At 58.7% G+C, this 15,532-nt stretch carries 14 protein-coding genes and 1 tRNA gene; 8 read left to right on the forward strand and 7 right to left on the reverse strand.

What is annotated here, in order from left to right:
- Nucleotides 1–36 precede the first annotated feature (36 nt).
- The 5 genes from ACZ5D1_RS15225 (at nt 37) to ACZ5D1_RS15245 (ending at nt 3,904) form a co-directional block, all read left to right on the forward strand.
- The gene (locus tag ACZ5D1_RS15225; protein ID WP_464555379.1) at nt 37–777 is read left to right on the forward strand and encodes a DUF1045 domain-containing protein; all 741 of its coding nucleotides are present in this window, start codon (nt 37–39) and stop codon (nt 775–777) included.
- 108 nt (nt 778–885) lie between these two features.
- Nucleotides 886–2,358, forward strand: a complete 1,473-nt coding sequence (locus ACZ5D1_RS15230; RefSeq protein WP_011369239.1) for an aspartate ammonia-lyase — start codon at nt 886–888, stop codon at nt 2,356–2,358.
- 3 nt (nt 2,359–2,361) lie between these two features.
- Entirely contained in the window at nt 2,362–2,937 is a 576-nt protein-coding gene (locus tag ACZ5D1_RS15235) for a hypothetical protein (RefSeq protein ID WP_011369240.1), read from the forward strand.
- Nucleotides 2,938–3,027: 90 nt separating this feature from the next.
- Nucleotides 3,028–3,103: transfer RNA gene (locus ACZ5D1_RS15240), tRNA-Phe, on the forward strand.
- A gap of 504 nt (nt 3,104–3,607) precedes the next feature.
- On the forward strand, nt 3,608–3,904 hold the full coding sequence (locus ACZ5D1_RS15245) for a type II toxin-antitoxin system HicB family antitoxin (protein ID WP_273195763.1): 297 nt from the start codon (nt 3,608–3,610) through the stop codon (nt 3,902–3,904).
- 149 nt (nt 3,905–4,053) lie between these two features.
- On the opposite strand, the gene zupT is transcribed toward ACZ5D1_RS15245, so the two are convergent.
- Nucleotides 4,054–4,869, reverse strand: a complete 816-nt coding sequence (gene zupT, locus ACZ5D1_RS15250) for a zinc transporter ZupT (RefSeq protein ID WP_011369242.1) — start codon at nt 4,867–4,869, stop codon at nt 4,054–4,056.
- 81 nt (nt 4,870–4,950) lie between these two features.
- On the reverse strand, nt 4,951–6,927 hold the full coding sequence (locus ACZ5D1_RS15255; RefSeq protein WP_464555383.1) for an acyltransferase family protein: 1,977 nt from the start codon (nt 6,925–6,927) through the stop codon (nt 4,951–4,953).
- A 798-nt stretch (nt 6,928–7,725) separates the two neighbouring features.
- Here ACZ5D1_RS15255 and ACZ5D1_RS15260 point away from each other — a divergent pair.
- From ACZ5D1_RS15260 to ACZ5D1_RS15270, 3 genes are all read left to right on the forward strand, one after another.
- Nucleotides 7,726–9,747 carry a methyl-accepting chemotaxis protein gene (locus ACZ5D1_RS15260; protein WP_464555385.1) on the forward strand — a complete coding sequence of 674 codons (2,022 nt, stop codon included), beginning with the start codon at nt 7,726–7,728 and terminating at the stop codon, nt 9,745–9,747.
- 272 nt (nt 9,748–10,019) lie between these two features.
- The gene (locus ACZ5D1_RS15265) at nt 10,020–10,472 is read left to right on the forward strand and encodes a DUF302 domain-containing protein (protein ID WP_011369245.1); all 453 of its coding nucleotides are present in this window, start codon (nt 10,020–10,022) and stop codon (nt 10,470–10,472) included.
- Nucleotides 10,473–10,487: 15 nt separating this feature from the next.
- Complete coding sequence (locus tag ACZ5D1_RS15270; protein WP_011369246.1) at nt 10,488–10,931, forward strand: copper resistance protein NlpE; 444 nt, start codon at nt 10,488–10,490, stop codon at nt 10,929–10,931.
- 85 nt (nt 10,932–11,016) lie between these two features.
- Here ACZ5D1_RS15270 and aroE read toward each other — a convergent pair whose 3' ends face one another.
- The 5 genes from aroE to ACZ5D1_RS15295 all read right to left on the reverse strand — a co-directional run bounded on the left by aroE (nt 11,017) and on the right by ACZ5D1_RS15295 (nt 15,507).
- A complete protein-coding gene (aroE, locus tag ACZ5D1_RS15275; protein WP_455697011.1) occupies nt 11,017–11,856 on the reverse strand; it encodes a shikimate dehydrogenase in 840 nt (279 codons plus the stop codon).
- Between the two features lie 163 nt (nt 11,857–12,019).
- Nucleotides 12,020–12,904: an ATP phosphoribosyltransferase gene (gene hisG, locus ACZ5D1_RS15280; protein ID WP_011369248.1), complete on the reverse strand. Its 885-nt coding sequence runs from the start codon at nt 12,902–12,904 to the stop codon at nt 12,020–12,022.
- Nucleotides 12,904–13,296 (reverse strand): phosphoribosyl-AMP cyclohydrolase, encoded by a 393-nt coding sequence (gene hisI, locus ACZ5D1_RS15285; RefSeq protein ID WP_011369249.1) that lies wholly within the window; start codon nt 13,294–13,296, stop codon nt 12,904–12,906. The genes hisG and hisI overlap by 1 nt, the downstream gene beginning before the upstream one ends.
- 166 nt (nt 13,297–13,462) lie before the next feature.
- Nucleotides 13,463–14,461 carry a tRNA (N6-threonylcarbamoyladenosine(37)-N6)-methyltransferase TrmO gene (gene tsaA, locus ACZ5D1_RS15290; RefSeq protein WP_011369250.1) on the reverse strand — a complete coding sequence of 333 codons (999 nt, stop codon included), beginning with the start codon at nt 14,459–14,461 and terminating at the stop codon, nt 13,463–13,465.
- A gap of 26 nt (nt 14,462–14,487) precedes the next feature.
- Nucleotides 14,488–15,507 carry a thiamine-phosphate kinase gene (locus tag ACZ5D1_RS15295; RefSeq protein ID WP_011369251.1) on the reverse strand — a complete coding sequence of 340 codons (1,020 nt, stop codon included), beginning with the start codon at nt 15,505–15,507 and terminating at the stop codon, nt 14,488–14,490.
- Nucleotides 15,508–15,532 lie beyond the last annotated feature (25 nt).

Below are 15,532 nucleotides of genomic sequence, written 5' to 3' on the forward strand. Positions count from 1 at the left end.
GTCCCCGTGTCCGGCCTACGGCAACGGAGAACGCAGTTGTCCCGCAGATACGCTGTATACATGATTCCGCCGCACGGCAGCCCGCTGGAAGAATTCGGCCGCCGCTGGCTGGGCCGGACGCCTTCCGCGGTACCCGACACAATGCCCTCCCATCCGGCACTGCGGGATTCATTCTGCGGGCAGAAAACAGAAAACCTGCTTGCCGGAACACGCCGGCGCGGGTTCCACGCCACCATACGGGCCCCGTTTGAGGCTGCACCGCGCATCACACCGGCGCAGCTTTCCGCCGCACTGGAAGAATTCTGCACAACACAGCCGCCGGTCTGCGGCCCGCCGCTGCGGCTGGCCTGTCTGGGAGCACAGGTGGCACTGGTGCCGGAACGCCCCTGCAAAGCCATCAGCAGACTGGCCGATGCCTGCCTGCGTTTTTTTGAACCGCTGCGTGCACCGCTCTGCCCGGCAGACATGGAACGTCACCGCATGAAGCCTCTCACAGAAAGACAGGAAAGATTGCTGATGCGGTTCGGCTATCCTTTTGTGCTTGAAGATTACCGCTTTTACATGGCCCTCACGGGCAGAATCCGCGACCCCGCATGCAGACGCGCACTGTGCGAAAAACTGGCGCCCCTCGTCGCTCCTTTTCTGCCCGGCGCACTGCACATCGGCGAACTGTGCCTTTTCCGTCAGGAAAACCGTGTTTCTCCGTTCATATTGCAAAAACGCATTCCCCTTACCGGCCGGCAAAGCCCTGCACGCAGATACCGGGCCCGCCTGTAGCCACGCCACCGCCCGTGCCGTTCTGATAACCGCGCCGTTCTGTTGAACCGCATGGCCGCCCGTGTTACGGTACCGACATCCTGAAAAAGTGAACAGGCACGGAGGACTATGCGAACTGAACATGACGCGCTGGGCAGCAGGGAACTGCCCGCCGATGCGCTGTACGGCATACACACGCTGCGTGCCGCAGAAAATTTTCCCGTAAGCCCCTACCGCCTTGCCCCCCCGCTCATCCGTGCTCTTGCTCAGGTCAAGCTGGCCTGCGCACGCACCAACGCCCGTCTGGGGTATCTGGACAACCGGCTGGCAGAAGCCATCGAAACCGCCTGCCTGGAAATCATCGGCGGCAGCCATCAGGACAGCTTCATCACAGACCCGTTTCAGGGCGGGGCCGGCACCTCGGCCAACATGAACATGAACGAGGTGGTGGCCAACCGCGCCTGCCAGCTGCTCGGAGGCGTTCCCGGACAGCATTCGCTGGTCAGCCCCCTGAATCATGTCAACATGCACCAGTCCACCAATGACGTTTTTCCCACCGCACTGCGCGTGGCCATGCTGCACGAACTGACTGCGCTGGAAAAAGAGACCGCCGCCCTGCAGGCGCAGCTGCAGCAGCTTGAAGCCGCACATCAGGACACGCTGCGTCTGGGCCGGACCCAGCTGCAGGACGCTGTTCCCATGACGTTCGGCATGACATTCGGGGCATGGGCAGAAGCAGTGGCCCGCGACAGATGGCGGGTTTTCAAATCCAGAGAACGCATACGGCAGGTCAGTCTGGGCGGCACGGCCATCGGCACCGGTCTGGGAGCCCCCCGCGACTACATACTGAAAGCTGCAGACACCCTGCGCAGCGTTACGGGACTCAAACTTTCCAGAGCGGAAAATCTGGTGGATGCCACCCAGAACACCGACCAGCTGGTCGAGGTTTCCGCCATTCTCAAGGCGCTGGCAGCCAATCTGCTTAAAATCAGCACGGATCTGCGGCTGCTGGGCAGCGGCCCCTGTGCCGGACTGGGCGAGCTGAAACTGCCCGCCATGCAGGCCGGTTCCACCATCATGCCCGGCAAAGTGAACCCTGTCATCGCCGAAGCCGTTTCACAGGCTGCGCTGCGGGTGCTGGCCAACGACGGTCTTGCCGCGCACGCTTCGGCCATGGGCACGCTGGAACTGAACCAGTTCATGCCGCTGCTGGCGCACACCCTGCTCGAGTCGCTGCACCTGATGCGCAGCAGCGTGACGCTGCTCAACAACCGCTGCATGCAGGGCCTTGAGCCGCAGGCGGAACAGGCACAAAGCCATGTGGGACGTTCCGCCGCACTGGCGGCGGTGCTGGTGCCGCTGGCCGGCCACACTGCCGTGGAGCAGATGCTGCACACGGCCCGGACCACCGGCACTCCGTTTGCCCGGGTGGCGGCGCAGGCTCTCTGCGTGCCGGAAGACAACATCCGCAGCCTGCTGGCACCGGAGCGTATGCGCAAGCTGGGCTTCACACCGCAGGACCTGCCGCAGCAATGCTCCGGCCGCACAGGACACACGGTACCGGACAAGGCTCTGCCGGACGAATCCAACAACGGAGAATGATCCATGTATGTAGGCATCCATACGGCAAGCCTGCCGTTTGTCTTTGCAGAAGCCCGCAGGCGCATCATCATGCACGCCGCACTTTACTCCAACTTCGCCCGTTCACCGCGTCACATCGAAGCCCTGAGCACCGCACTCACCAAGCCCGGCTTCCGCAAGCTGCATGCCATCACTCTGCCGTTTGACCCCAAAAGGGGCTGGATGGAAGAATTCATGCATGTCCTGCGGCCCGATTATTCTCTGGCGCAGATGGAGCATGAGTTCAACAGCTCGCGCGACTTTCTTGTCCGGCTTGCCGCACGCCATGACGGACTGGTGGAACTATACGAAACCCGTGCCATGCCCTGCATGCCCGTCATCATCGTGGATGATAAAATCCTGTTCGGACATTATGCCCACAGCCCCGTACCGGCCCCGCAGGGTTACTGGTTCAGCGTTACCGCGCCTGTGGAGGATATGCTCGACTGGCTGCGCCATGGCCGGATACCCGAAGACGCCACCCCCACGCAGAAGGCTTCACTGCGTTTTGTGGCCGACTGCGACTACGCCATGCGCAATGCCAAGCGGCTTTTTTTGTAGCTGCGCGGGCGTTCCGGCAACTTTTTTCAGGAAAAGGCAAAAAAAGGCTTGCAATGATATGCCGCTTTGCTTAAACAATGTCTCCGCGACGCCGAGATAGCTCAGTTGGTAGAGCAGGGGACTGAAAATCCCCGTGTCGGGAGTTCAATTCTCTCTCTCGGCACCACGAGTGCCAGGGCGGCTACAGAAATGTAGCCGCCTTTTTTTATTCTTTCGCCCACATCTGCGGTCTGCAGCAAACACAAAGCCCCCTTGCGGCGCATCGCCGCACACAATTCCGCACCGAAGACCTCAAGCCCTCTTGTGCCGCAAAAAGACACCGGAAAACCGCCGACGACCTTTCGCGCCCGCCGCTCACTGCTGCAGACAGTGCTGCAAAAATCTGAAAGGCATAATCTATACAAAGCCGCTGAAAGCCTCTTGCCTTGCTGCAAAAAAAGCATATCATCAACATGTTACCCGTCAGACAGGCCCACCGGCCCCGCCCTCCGGTGGAAGCCCTCATTCACTGCCCGCCGTCCCGTTTCCAGCGGCGGCAAACACGTTCCGGCCCGGATCTCCATCAGACAACCGGCGCTGGCGGCACAGAATCACGCATGTGGCGCAGCACCGGCAGCAAAACTGACGGCTTCGCGGGACGGTTCTTCTGCCACAAGGAAAAACAACAGATATGGAAAACCATTACGCAGCACTTCTGCCCACTATGGAAGGTGGCTATCTTGTCCGGTTCGCGGAGTGTCCACGGGCTTTTACATACGGGGAGGACCTTGCTGACGCACTTGAAAACGCAGCCGATGTACTTGCTCTTGAGGCTCAGGTCCGGGCTGAGGAACAACGCGAAATGCCCCCTGCCGCCTCCTTCGAAGAGGTTGTGGCATTTGCCGCTGCAAGTATGCAAGAAGACGGTATAGACCGCTCACGGGACTTTCTGGTGAGAGCGGTACCGGTTTGCGGAGCCCCTGCATAAAGGCGTTCCCCCTTCCTGCCGGCCATACGGAGCAGCAGAAAACCAGAGCCAGCAGGCCCGCAGAATGGCCGGTACGGTTTACAGGGCCGGTCTGCAGCAAACACAAAGCCCCCTTGCGGGGGCTTTTCTGCAACGGTCCGCCACCGCAATCAGATAAACAGCAGCAGGCTGAGCGCCATAACAGCCATACCGGCCACAACACCGGCAATGGAAAGATGATGCTCGCCGTATTCCTTTGCCGTAGGCAGCAGTTCATCCAGCGAAATGAACACCATTATACCTGCAACACCCGCAAACAGCACGCCGAAGACCGTATCTGAAAAAAACGGCATCAGCAGCAGATAGCCCACCAGCGCGCCCACAGGTTCTGAAAGCCCCGACAGAAACGACAGCCTGAACGCCAGCCTGCGGTCACCGGTGGCATAAAAGACGGGTATGGAGACAGCAATGCCTTCCGGTATGTTGTGAATGGCAATGGCCACGGCAATGGCCACACCCAGCTGGGGATCGGTCAGGGCCGCTGTAAACGTTGCCAGCCCTTCGGGAAAGTTGTGAATACCGATGGCAAGGGCAGTGAAGATTCCCATGCGGTACAGCTTTTTAAAACGCGCTGCCTCACATTGGTCGTCCATGGCCTCAACTTTCTGCACCTCGTGGGGGTTTTCTTCCGACGGCACAAAATAGTCGATAAGCGCAATGAACCCGATGCCCCCGAAAAACGAAGCCACAGTTGCCCACGCACCGGCCACATTGCCCAGAGATGCCGTCAGGGCATCCTGCGCTTTGGACAGAATTTCCACAAAAGAAACGTACAGCATGACACCCGCCGAAAACCCCAGTGCCACAGACAGCACCTTTGTATTGGTTTTCTGGGTAAAAAACGCCAGAGCGCTGCCGATGCCGGTACACAGACCGGCAAACAGCGTCAGGCCGAAGGCGAACAGAATATCTTGGGTAGCAAACATTTTCAGCTCCTGGCACAGGTAGAGATATCAGTCTGAAACAATACCAGATATGCGCCTCAGAGCAAGAATAAACACACTACATCACGGGCGGGAGTTCTGCGGGGCAGGGACAGGTGCCGTGCGGTGCGCCACAACACGGTCGGTCCCTATCTGTGCCAGCGCAGGCCACAGCGCTTCTTCAAGCAGCAGGGCACCGGGGGCGCTCAGGTGATTTGTATCCCTGTACAGCGGCACACCGCCGCGTACAGCCAGATAGCGGTCACCGGACAGAAAGAGAGCGCGTGTGCGGACAACCTGCACTCCCGCTGCCGCCTGCCCATCGAGAAACCGCTCGACAACGGCACGCCCTTTATCGGCTGCAGCGGCTGCGGTTGACTCAAATTCACCGGCATTGCTGGGCCGCAGCGGCCTCTGCAATTCATCCAGCGCAGAAAAGGCGTGGCCGGGCACATCCTCCACCAGCCACACGGTACAGCCCATGGCGCGCAGGTCTGCCGTCAGCCGCCCGACCGAGGCAAACACCGCACCGGCGGTTCTGTCCGGCGGCACGGGGCTGCCGTCCTGCAACATGCGCGCTGCAAGATAGCCCTGCCAGCGGGCAGCCAGAATCACATGGCGCACACCCGTGGCGCGCACCGCCTCAAGCATTTTTCTGTTAAACTGCACTGCGGCGTCGTACTGTTCGCCCAGCTGCACATTCAGCGAGGGTATGGTGTTGGAATGGGTGGCCATCAACCCGTGCAGACCGTACCGCTGTGCCAGACGGACAAACAGCGGATACAGGTGCTCCGCATGGCTGTCACCCCACACGATAAAGTCCGGGTGCCCGCTGCCTCCGCCCAGCGGCGTCATGGCGGCAACAGTCAGTTTTTCCGGCTGCACATCGGTATTTTTAAATGCCCGCAGCGTTTCCATCTGCCGTCCCTGTGCTGTGAGCCGCTGCGGCAGCCCCTTGGTGGCAAAGCCGGTTATGCCCGCGGCCACCAGCAGCAGCAACACGGGAACAAACACCTGTACCGGACGCCAGCCGGACAGCAGGCGCTCGCTGTGTCGTGCCGGCTGCTCCACATAACGCCATGAAAGCCACGAAAGCACCACGCAGAACATCAGCATGACCGCCGTACGCTGCGGTGTGAGCGGCCCTCCCAGCATCACGCCGAAAACAAGCACAGGCCAGTGCCACAGATACAGTGAATAGGAAATACGGCCAGTAAACCGCATGGCAGAAAGCGACAGAAGTCTGTTCACCAGCGTGCGGCTGTCATGTGCTCCCCAGATGACAGCACATGTGCCCGCCACAGGCAGCAGCGTCACCCAGCCGGGATGCATGGCGGGGGTGGCGTACACCATGCCGGAGCCTATAAGCGCCGCCCCGCCCAGCGAAACGGCCTGACGCAGCGCCAAGCTGCCGCGCCCTGCATGAACCGCCCCCGTATGCATTGCCAGCAAGGCCCCTGCCAGCAGCTCCCACGCTCTGAACGGCAGCAGATAGAACGCCGCGTCCGGCGCTGTACGTCCCGTGACGAGCATGGCGGTCAGCGAGCAGACCGCAAGCCCCCCCAGAACCGCAGTCCGGAAGCGGACGCTGCGCGCACGCAGCATGACAAGCAGCACGGGCAGACAGAAGTAGAATTGTTCTTCCACACCCAGCGACCAGGTATGCAGCAGCGGCTTCGCTTTTGCCGCCAAGTCAAAATAACCGGTGTGCAGAAAAAAATGGATATTGGAAACGCCCAGCGCTGCATACGCCGCATCCTGCGAAAACTGCCGGAATTCCTTGAGGCTGAGAATAAGCATGCCGGCAGCAAAACAGCACGCCAGCACCACGGCAAACAAAGGAAAAATACGCAGCACGCGCTTTTTGTAAAAACCGGAAAAGGTGAATGTGTTGTTCTGCACGGCGGGCAGGATAATGCCGGTAATCAGAAATCCGGAGATCACAAAAAAAACATCCACCCCCAGAAATCCCCCGGCCAACGCCCCCACCTGAAAATGATACAAAAGAACAGCAGCCACAGCCACGGCCCGCAGACCGTCGATATCCGCTCTGTAGCGCAAGCCCCCCTCCCTGAGCTGAAAATCCCCTTGGCAACCGGAGTGATTGCGGCGTTTTTCTTACTTTTTTTGCAAAGTATTTGCAACAGCAGCTAAAAGCATCAAATTGCAGAGCATAAATACACACAAAAACAAATACAGCAGCACGCAATTAAAAAGCTCAATCACTATATCGCAAATGCAAAACAGCATATTTAATAAAAAATACATATAAGACAAAAACAAAAATATACACACAGAAGCGATACAGCATCGAATTAACGAGCATCAAGTTTTCAAAAAAATATTCCTACTGCCATAAAAATCACATTGCATCATAAAAAATACAATCAATATAGCAATATGGCAAATTCATACATCCTGCCAATTAGAACAACGATACAGAAAAATCTGCTTCCGTGTTTCAATTATGGAACTAATGTTTCAATAATGATACACAAAAATCAATAGCATGCAAATTGAATCATATGAAACGCCTGTCATGTTTCTTTTATGGAACACACAAACCATGAATACATATCCACACATTCCGCTCGAGCTCATACCATTGCATACATAATATAACAGCACACATCATACGCAATAAATACACAGTACAGTTCCTTGATATCTTATATATAGTGGCATGCTTCATGCTTGGAAAGCGCCTGCTGCAAACCTTTGGACGGCAGCACACAGCAAACGCTGGGCCTGTAAAAGGCTCTCCATTCCACACATACTATATGAAAGATATGCAGGCGCCTGTTGCAGCGCCTGTCCCCCGCCGGCGCACTGTGCCTGCGGCAATCATCAGGAGCAGACATGGCGTTAAGTGCAAAAAATAAAATTGTACTGAGTGTGTTATCTTTTTTCGCACTGGTCATCATCGCAATGGCCGCAGTTTCATACCAGCGCTTCAGCGAATCATCGAACAAAGCCCAGCATATCAAGCTGGAAACAGTGGCCACGGCCGTGGGCAAAGCTGTTTCGGAAAAAACCGATACATACTTCAACGCGCTGGAGCTTGCAGCGAGAATGCTTGCGCCGGTGTTAAGCCCTCATACCCCCGATGACATGGAGTACAGGCTTTCAGTGCTGCACGCCCTGATGCTGCAGACAAACGTGAGCGAAGCTTATTACGGCCTGCGCGACGGGCTGACCTACACGGCCAAGGGGCAGATACGCAACTTCAACGCAAAAGATCTGGGCCGCGAATGGTATGTAAGAATTTTCAACGGTGAAAAAAGAATCATCACAACGCCCTACACATCCTCCATCGGCGAACTGGTCATGGCCGCCGGTGTTCCCATAACAAAAGACGGGGCGGTGGCCGGCACGCTGTGCGCCAATCTGGCCATGAATGAAATCACAAGCTTCACCCGGCAGGTGCTGGATTTCAAAAATGTCCTGCTCATAAGGCGCGACGGTTTCATCATGGCGGCTCCCGACGAAAAGGACATCGGCAAAAGCCTGTGGGATGTCATTCCCGACCTGAAGAGATATCAGGGCACCACCGGAACCAGCCGGCTGTCGTTCACGCATGGCGGCCAGACGTATGAAGGAAGCCTGTACTACATAGACAGTCTCAACTGGAAAGTGCTGGCCTTTGAAAGCACTGCGACCATTGAAAAAGACTCAAAAGAAAATCTGTACCTCACCATAGGCATGGCGGTAACGGCACTGCTTCTTTCTGTGCTTATGGTCAACATGCTGGCTTCATTTCTCATATTCCGTCCGCTTGGCAGGGGCGTGGCATTTGCCGCCGCTGTTTCAGAAGGCAGGCTGGATGAAACGCTGGACATCAACCGCAGCGACGAAGTGGGCGTTCTTGCCGAGGCACTGCGCACCATGGTGGCACGGCTGAAAGAAATGATAACCGAAACGGAACAGAAAGAGCGCGCCGCCACGCAGGAGGCAGAACGCGCCCGCAAAGCTACCGAACAGGCCGAAGAAGCCCGCAGGGAAGCCCTGCAGGCCACAAGACGCGGTATTCTGCAGGCCACATCGCAAATAGAGGGAGTGGTAAAACGCATTGCCACCAACACGGAAGAACTGTCAGCACAGGCGCGCCAGATCAGCAGTGCTTCAGATATCCAGAAGGCGCGCATGACAGAAACCGCAGCCGCCATGGAGCAGATGAACGCATCGGTCATGGAGGTTGCACGCAATTCCGGAGAGGCTGCCTCCAATGCTTCCGCCGCCCTACGCGAAGCCGGACGCAGCGCCGAACTGGTGGACAAAGTGGCCGAAGCGGTCAACTTTCTGCACAAGGAAACGCAGGTGATGACCACGGACCTGACAGAGCTTGGGGCACAGGCTGACGGCATCGGCATGATAATGGACGTCATAAACGACATAGCCGACCAGACAAACCTGCTGGCGCTTAATGCCGCCATAGAAGCCGCCCGCGCGGGCGACGCCGGAAGAGGCTTTGCCGTGGTGGCCGATGAAGTCCGCAAACTGGCCGAAAAAACCATCGGGGCCACCAAAGAGGTGGGTGACAAGATTCACGCCATCCAGAACTCTTCCAGAAAAAGTATCCGCTCCATGGAATCCGCTTCGGATGCAGTGGAAGACGCCGCAACACTGGCCGGAGAATCCGGCGAAGCCATCAAGCGGATTCTCGCCTATGCCGAGGCCAACGCCACGCAGGTGCAGTCCATCGCCACAGCGGCGGAAGAACAGTCCGCAGCGTCGGAACAGATAAATCAGGCTGTGGACGAGGTGGCACACATTACTGCAGAAACGACGCAGAGCATGGCCGAATCCACTGCGGCTCTGGAAGAGCTTGCCAAAATGTCCGGCGAGCTGCAGGTTATCGTGGAAAATCTGAAAAAATCATAACCGCGCCACACAGCAGACAACAGGCCGGAGGACGTTTGCCCTGCGGCCTGTTTTGTATGCGGGGTCATACTGTAAATAATTATTACCTGTACCCGCACCGGCGGCGTATGCAGCATGCGGGTACGACAGTGCCGTAAAAACTGCTTTACATGTTTCTTTTTTTATAACGGGGGGGTATATTGCAGCAAGGTGGATAAAGATCGCTCTGTACAGCGGGGGGCCCGCAACCTGCAAATGCCGGTATACCAACGGCAACGCGAGGAAAAACAACCATGGACACCAGAGAGATTGTGCAGATTCCGTGCAGCGCAGACACTCTTGCCGTCTGGAAAGCGTTTCTGAGCGCCCTCAGCGACAGTAACATGAGCGTCTTTGCCGTGTTTGACCACAAACAGAACGCGGAAGACGCCGGTCTGACCATGCCGGAGACAAAAGTAGTGGTGTTCGGCAACCCTGCCGCGGGCACACCGCTTATGAATCAGGCCCCCACACTGGCGCTGGAACTGCCGCTGAAGGTTCTTGTGCGCGAGACGCGTTCCGGCTGTGAAATAGTCTACACGCCGTTTTCCGTCACTGCGGCACGCCACGGGCTTTCCGCCGGTCATGCAGCCCCGAATGCTCCGGACACTCAGGATACTACGGCCATCGCGCAAGCCATTGATGCCGTAGACCGGCTGCTTGCCGGTCTGGTACAACAGGCGTGCGGCTCCGCCATAACCAGATAACTACGGATTGATACGATGAACAGAATACCCTTGCTCTGCCTGACCTTGCTGGTGGTTCTGCTGGGAGGCTGCGCAGCCGCGCAGCCGGAAGGACACCGGACAGAAAGTTCCGGCTATGCCGACGCCGGACATACAGCCCGCACCGCGCTGGACTGGGAAGGAATTTACGCGGGGGTCATCCCCTGTGCCAGCTGCCCCGGCATCGAAATGCGCGTAACACTGGCAGCAAACGGAACCTATTCATGGTGGCAGCAATATCAGGAAGAAGAAGACCCCGGCACCATGATAGAAGGCACCTTCCGCTGGGTTGACGGCTTCCGTGTGGAACTGGACGCCGCCGCGGATCACCAGATGTTCTTTGTTGGCGAAAATCAGCTTTTTCTGCTGGACCGCGAAGGAAACAGGGTGCAAGGAGTCCTTGCCCCCCACTACATACTGAAAAAAACACAGTACCCGTAATACCCCGTGCGCCCCGCCTCCACGCGACGGCGGGGCGCACATACCGCTCCGTTGCGCTCCGCGTACGCGGCAGAAACCGGTACAATCAGCAGCCTGAAGCCAGCGCGTCTGCGATAAGCGCGCGTGCCTGCGCAAAGGGCAGCTCACGGCCGCGCCAGATGCGGAATTGTTCCGCCCCCTGTGCGACAAACATGTCCAGCCCGTTCAACACCCGCCAGCCTGCCGCCTGTGCCGATGCCAGAAAAAACGTCTGTGCAGGATTGTATATAAGATCATAGGCCAGCCCCGCGGGCCGGGAGCTGAAAAATGCCGGATCAAGCGGCGTCTGCGCCTGCCGGTCTCCGGCCATGCCCAGCGGTGTGGTGTTTACCACAAGATCCGCATCCACGGCATGGCGTTCCTCCCACGCCACACAGCGCACCCCGAAACGCTCTGCCAGAATACGGGCGCGGTCGCCGTTGCGGTTGGTCACTGTCACATTGCACATGCCCCGCGCAGTCAGCGCGGCCAGCACGGCATTGGCCGCCCCGCCGGCTCCCAGCACCAGCGCGGCAGCATGCGCCGTACCGCACGAATCCAGCGGATGCAGAAAGCCGTACACATCCGTATTATCGCCGGTCAGTTTTCCATCATCATAAAAAAGCGTGTTCACCGCGCCGGCAGCCTGCGCACGGGGGGTCACCGCGTCCAGCAGCGGCATGACCGCCTGCTTATGCGGTATGGTCACACTGAGCCCGGATACAGGAAGCATACGTGCACAGCAGATGAATTCCGCCAGTTTTTCAGGCACCACGGGAAAAGCCATATAGGCGGCCTGCTCACCCAGCAGTTCAAAGCCCCAATTATGCAGCAAGGGGCTCATGGAGTGGCCCAGAGGATATCCGATGATGCCGTAAAGCTGCCGTGGAATGCGCGGAGTAGTCATAGCGGTTCCTGAAAACAGACCGGCGCGGCCGGGCCTGTGCGGTAGACGGTTGCTGAACGAAAAAAGGCTGCCCCTGTGACATGGGGCAGCCTCCGGCATATAGCAAAGAACTGCGGCTCCGGCCGGAAGGCCGCAAACGCCGCAGGCACGGCTGCGCCATGCGTCAGATGACTTTATTCAGGGCGTATTCGATGATGCCTTCTGCCCCTGCGTCTTTCAGCTCGGGAATCAGGTCGCGCACCACGCCTTCATCCACCACGATTTCAACCGCCACCCATTTGCCGTCGCGCAGGCTGGCCACCGTAGGTGAATTGAGGCTGGGCAGCTTGTCCAGCACTGCATCAAGTTTGCCTGTGGGCACGTTCATCTTAAGCCCCACCAGCGATTCGGCCCGCAATGCGCCCTGCAGCAGCAGGTCCAGCTGTTCGATTTTCTGCCGCTTGGCCGGGTCTTCCCATGCCTGCCGGTTGGCAATAAGCACAGTGTTCGTCAGCAGCACTTCAGCAATAACCCGCAACCCGTGCGCTTTTATGGTGGTGCCTGTCTCGGTCACCTCCACAATGGCGTCGGCAAGTCCTTCGACAACCTTGGCCTCTGTGGCTCCCCATGAATAAAACACATTGACGGGGATACCCGCATCTTCAAAATAGCGTCTGGTCACGCCCAGCAGTTCGGTGGCAATACGTTTGCCTGCCAGATCCTCGGGGCGCTGGTACGGAGCATCTCCTGCCACGGCCAGCACCCAGCTTGCGGGGCGGTTGGACGTTTTAGAGTAGACAAGATCCGAAACCACCACAACGTCCGAGCCCTGTTCCAGCAGCCAGTCCTTGCCGGTCAGCCCCACGTCAAGAATGCCTTCCTCGATATATCCGGGAATCTCCTGCACACGGCACAGACGCGCAGTGATCTCGGGGTCGTTGATTTCGGGAAAGTAGTTTCTGTGATGCTGGCGTATCTTCCAGCCGGATTTGGCAAACAGATTGATGGTGGACTGTTCCAGAGAGCCTTTGGGCAGGCCGAGCTTGATGATATGTGTATCTGCAGACATTATTTATATACCTCTTCAGGGTCGAACACCAAGGGCGAGCATACGGAAATCTCGCCATCCTTCAGTTCACGGAAAAAACAGCTTTTGTACCCTTTATGGCAGGCCGCGCCGCCTATCTGGTCCACGAGCAGCAGAATGGTGTCGCTGTCGCAGTCAAGACGCACGGCCCTGATATGCTGGGTATGTCCCGAAGTTCCGCCTTTATGCCACAGCGAACCACGGCTGCGGCTGAAGTAATGGGCTTCACCGGTGGTAAGCGTCCGGTGCCATGCTTCCTCGTTCATCCATGCCATCATCAGCACTTCGCCGCTTACGGCGTCCTGTGCGATGGCGGGAACAAGGCCGCCCGTTTTTTCAAAGTCGGGAACAAAATCGGGAAGGTCTGCGGTCATTCCATGTGATCCTCTTGGTTATGCGCATGGCGGATTTCCGCGGCGCGTGTCCGGACACAGAAGGTGCGGCCGCGTACACCACGCGGCCGGAGCAGGTTCAGAAGCTCTGGCTCTGAATCGCCCGAAATACCGTTTTTGTATACAATGTGCAACCCGCAGGAACGCACTATATGCCTGACGCATGCAGGTGCATTCCGGCAAGATGCTCTATTTCTTCACTCAGCGCCAGCGCCTGACGCACGGTACCGGCCCAGCACACCAGTCCGTGCCGCTCCATGTACACCGCTTCGTGCGTCCGCGCAGCCTCACCCGCTGCCTGTGCCAGTTCCTGAGAGCCCGGTGCATGCGCGGGAACGGATGTCATGCGCCTGCGTATCAGGTCCGACTCGTACACCGGAATACGCAGCAGTTCGTCCGCTGCCACGCGGATGCCCAGCGCCAGCAGGCAGGGCGGATGCGTGTGCACCACCGCCTGCGCCTGCGGCTGGCTGCGGTAGATGGCCAGATGCATGGCCGTCTCCGAAGAAGGTACGCCTCCCGCCAGCCGTTCGCCGGAATCTATACGTACCAGCGCCGTATCTTCGGCATGCAGATCGCCCTTTACAGAGCCGGTACAGGTCACAAGACAGGTGTCGCTGTCAATGCGCAGACTGATGTTGCCGTTAAAACCGGAAAGCAGTCCGCGCTCCCACGCGGTACGGCAGGCATGCCGCAGCACGGCGGCTGCCCCCTGCGGCGCGGCATGCGACGCTGCGCCGCCAGTACCGCTGCGCTGGTCAAAACTTGTTTTGATATCAATGACAGGCGTACCGTCCAGCGCTTCCAGCGGGGCGACTTTCAGCCTGCCGTCTTCCACTGCCGTCAGGCGTACCTCGTGCAGCCCCACAGGGTTGGGCCGTGCAGGCGAACGGGTATTGAACACCCCGCGCCGCGGACGACCGGTATCGCCTCTCGGATGAACGGAAAGAACCGACCTGTCGGCCTCGTGCAGCCATGTGAGCAGCGTCAGCCCCTGCCCCGCCCGCAGCGAATCAAGTCCGGCGCGGTACTCTTCATGGATGTCCACCCATGCCTCCACGCCGCCTTCATCCCCCTGTTTGGGGCAATCGCCGATATCTTTAAGAGAAGAACGGACAACACCTATAAAGCGCAGTTCTGCCGTCATGGGGCAAGCCTCCTGTATGACGCATCTTAACCGGAAAAATGATCAAACCCGCCGCCGGTAACCGGTACGCCGTTAAGCATGACAACCGGCTCGCCGTGTACCGTGCCCAGCACCCGCACGGGCACCCCGTCGCATGCCGCGGCCTCAATGACATCGGCCACGGCTTCGGGCGCACAGGTGCCCAGCAGTGCATAATCTTCTCCGCCGCAGAACGCATGCACGGCGGCATCAGTACCCTGCTCTGCGGCCCAGCGGCGCACATCGGGATGCAATGAAGCATCGGGCAGAACCAGCGAGGCACCGCAGGTGCCCTCACCGGCAGCAAAAAGACGCGGCAGGTCACGGGCCAGTCCGTCGGAAAGATCCATCAACGTGATGCGTGACTGCGGCCGTGCCCCCTGCAAAGCAGCAAGACGCTGCCCGCTGCGCACCAGCGGCACCGGCCTCAGATGAGCCGCCACAGCATGCGGATACTCGCCGGCAGCCTCCGCCCCCATGGCTTCCAGCGCCATCAGGCCGGTGCGGGCCAGTCCGGCTTCGCCCGCCAGAAAAACGGCATCGCCGGGTCTGCACCCTGTGCGCCGCAAAAAAGGCGCATCGCCGCAGGGGCCGCCCCACACCGTCACACACAGGCCAAACGTACCCGCACGGGTCAGGTCGCCTCCGGTCAGTGCCATGCCGTGACTGCGGGCTAGCTGCGCCATGCCGTCAAACAAGCTGTCCCAGAACGCCCCGGTAAGCCGGTGCGGCCCCGGCTGCTTTTCCGGCACCATAAGCCCCATGCTGAATCCCAGCGGCCGGGCGCCCGCGGCGGCAATATCGCTGATATTCACAGCCAGCGCCTTGTGCCCTATGTCCGCTGCGGAAAAATAGCTCAGCCGGAAATGGGTGTCCTGCATGAACAGGTCTGTACTCAGCGTCATACGCGGCGGACATGCCAGTTCGCAGCAGTCATCGCCTCTGCCCCGCAGCATATGCGGGTGCTCGTTACAGAAGTGCCTGTCAATACAGGCAAGAAACGCATCTTCGGAAGTCATGGTGCTCATATGCGCATCCGTGTGGGTTCCGGTG

This window comes from Oleidesulfovibrio vietnamensis (genome assembly GCF_055388115.1).

Bases quoted from the DNA above. Each gene is read 5' to 3' on its own strand.
- aroE (WP_455697011.1), bottom strand. From the start codon at position 11,856: ATGACTACTCCGCGCATTCCACGGCAGCTTTACGGCATCATCGGATAT.
- ACZ5D1_RS15295 (WP_011369251.1), bottom strand. From the start codon at position 15,507: ATGAGCACCATGACTTCCGAAGATGCGTTTCTTGCCTGTATTGACAGG.
- ACZ5D1_RS15230 (WP_011369239.1), top strand. From the start codon at position 886: ATGCGAACTGAACATGACGCGCTGGGCAGCAGGGAACTGCCCGCCGAT.
- ACZ5D1_RS15265 (WP_011369245.1), top strand. From the start codon at position 10,020: ATGGACACCAGAGAGATTGTGCAGATTCCGTGCAGCGCAGACACTCTT.
- ACZ5D1_RS15270 (WP_011369246.1), top strand. From the start codon at position 10,488: ATGAACAGAATACCCTTGCTCTGCCTGACCTTGCTGGTGGTTCTGCTG.
- zupT (WP_011369242.1), bottom strand. From the start codon at position 4,869: ATGTTTGCTACCCAAGATATTCTGTTCGCCTTCGGCCTGACGCTGTTT.
- tsaA (WP_011369250.1), bottom strand. From the start codon at position 14,461: ATGACGGCAGAACTGCGCTTTATAGGTGTTGTCCGTTCTTCTCTTAAA.
- ACZ5D1_RS15235 (WP_011369240.1), top strand. From the start codon at position 2,362: ATGTATGTAGGCATCCATACGGCAAGCCTGCCGTTTGTCTTTGCAGAA.
- hisI (WP_011369249.1), bottom strand. From the start codon at position 13,296: ATGACCGCAGACCTTCCCGATTTTGTTCCCGACTTTGAAAAAACGGGC.
- ACZ5D1_RS15245 (WP_273195763.1), top strand. From the start codon at position 3,608: ATGGAAAACCATTACGCAGCACTTCTGCCCACTATGGAAGGTGGCTAT.
- ACZ5D1_RS15260 (WP_464555385.1), top strand. From the start codon at position 7,726: ATGGCGTTAAGTGCAAAAAATAAAATTGTACTGAGTGTGTTATCTTTT.
- hisG (WP_011369248.1), bottom strand. From the start codon at position 12,904: ATGTCTGCAGATACACATATCATCAAGCTCGGCCTGCCCAAAGGCTCT.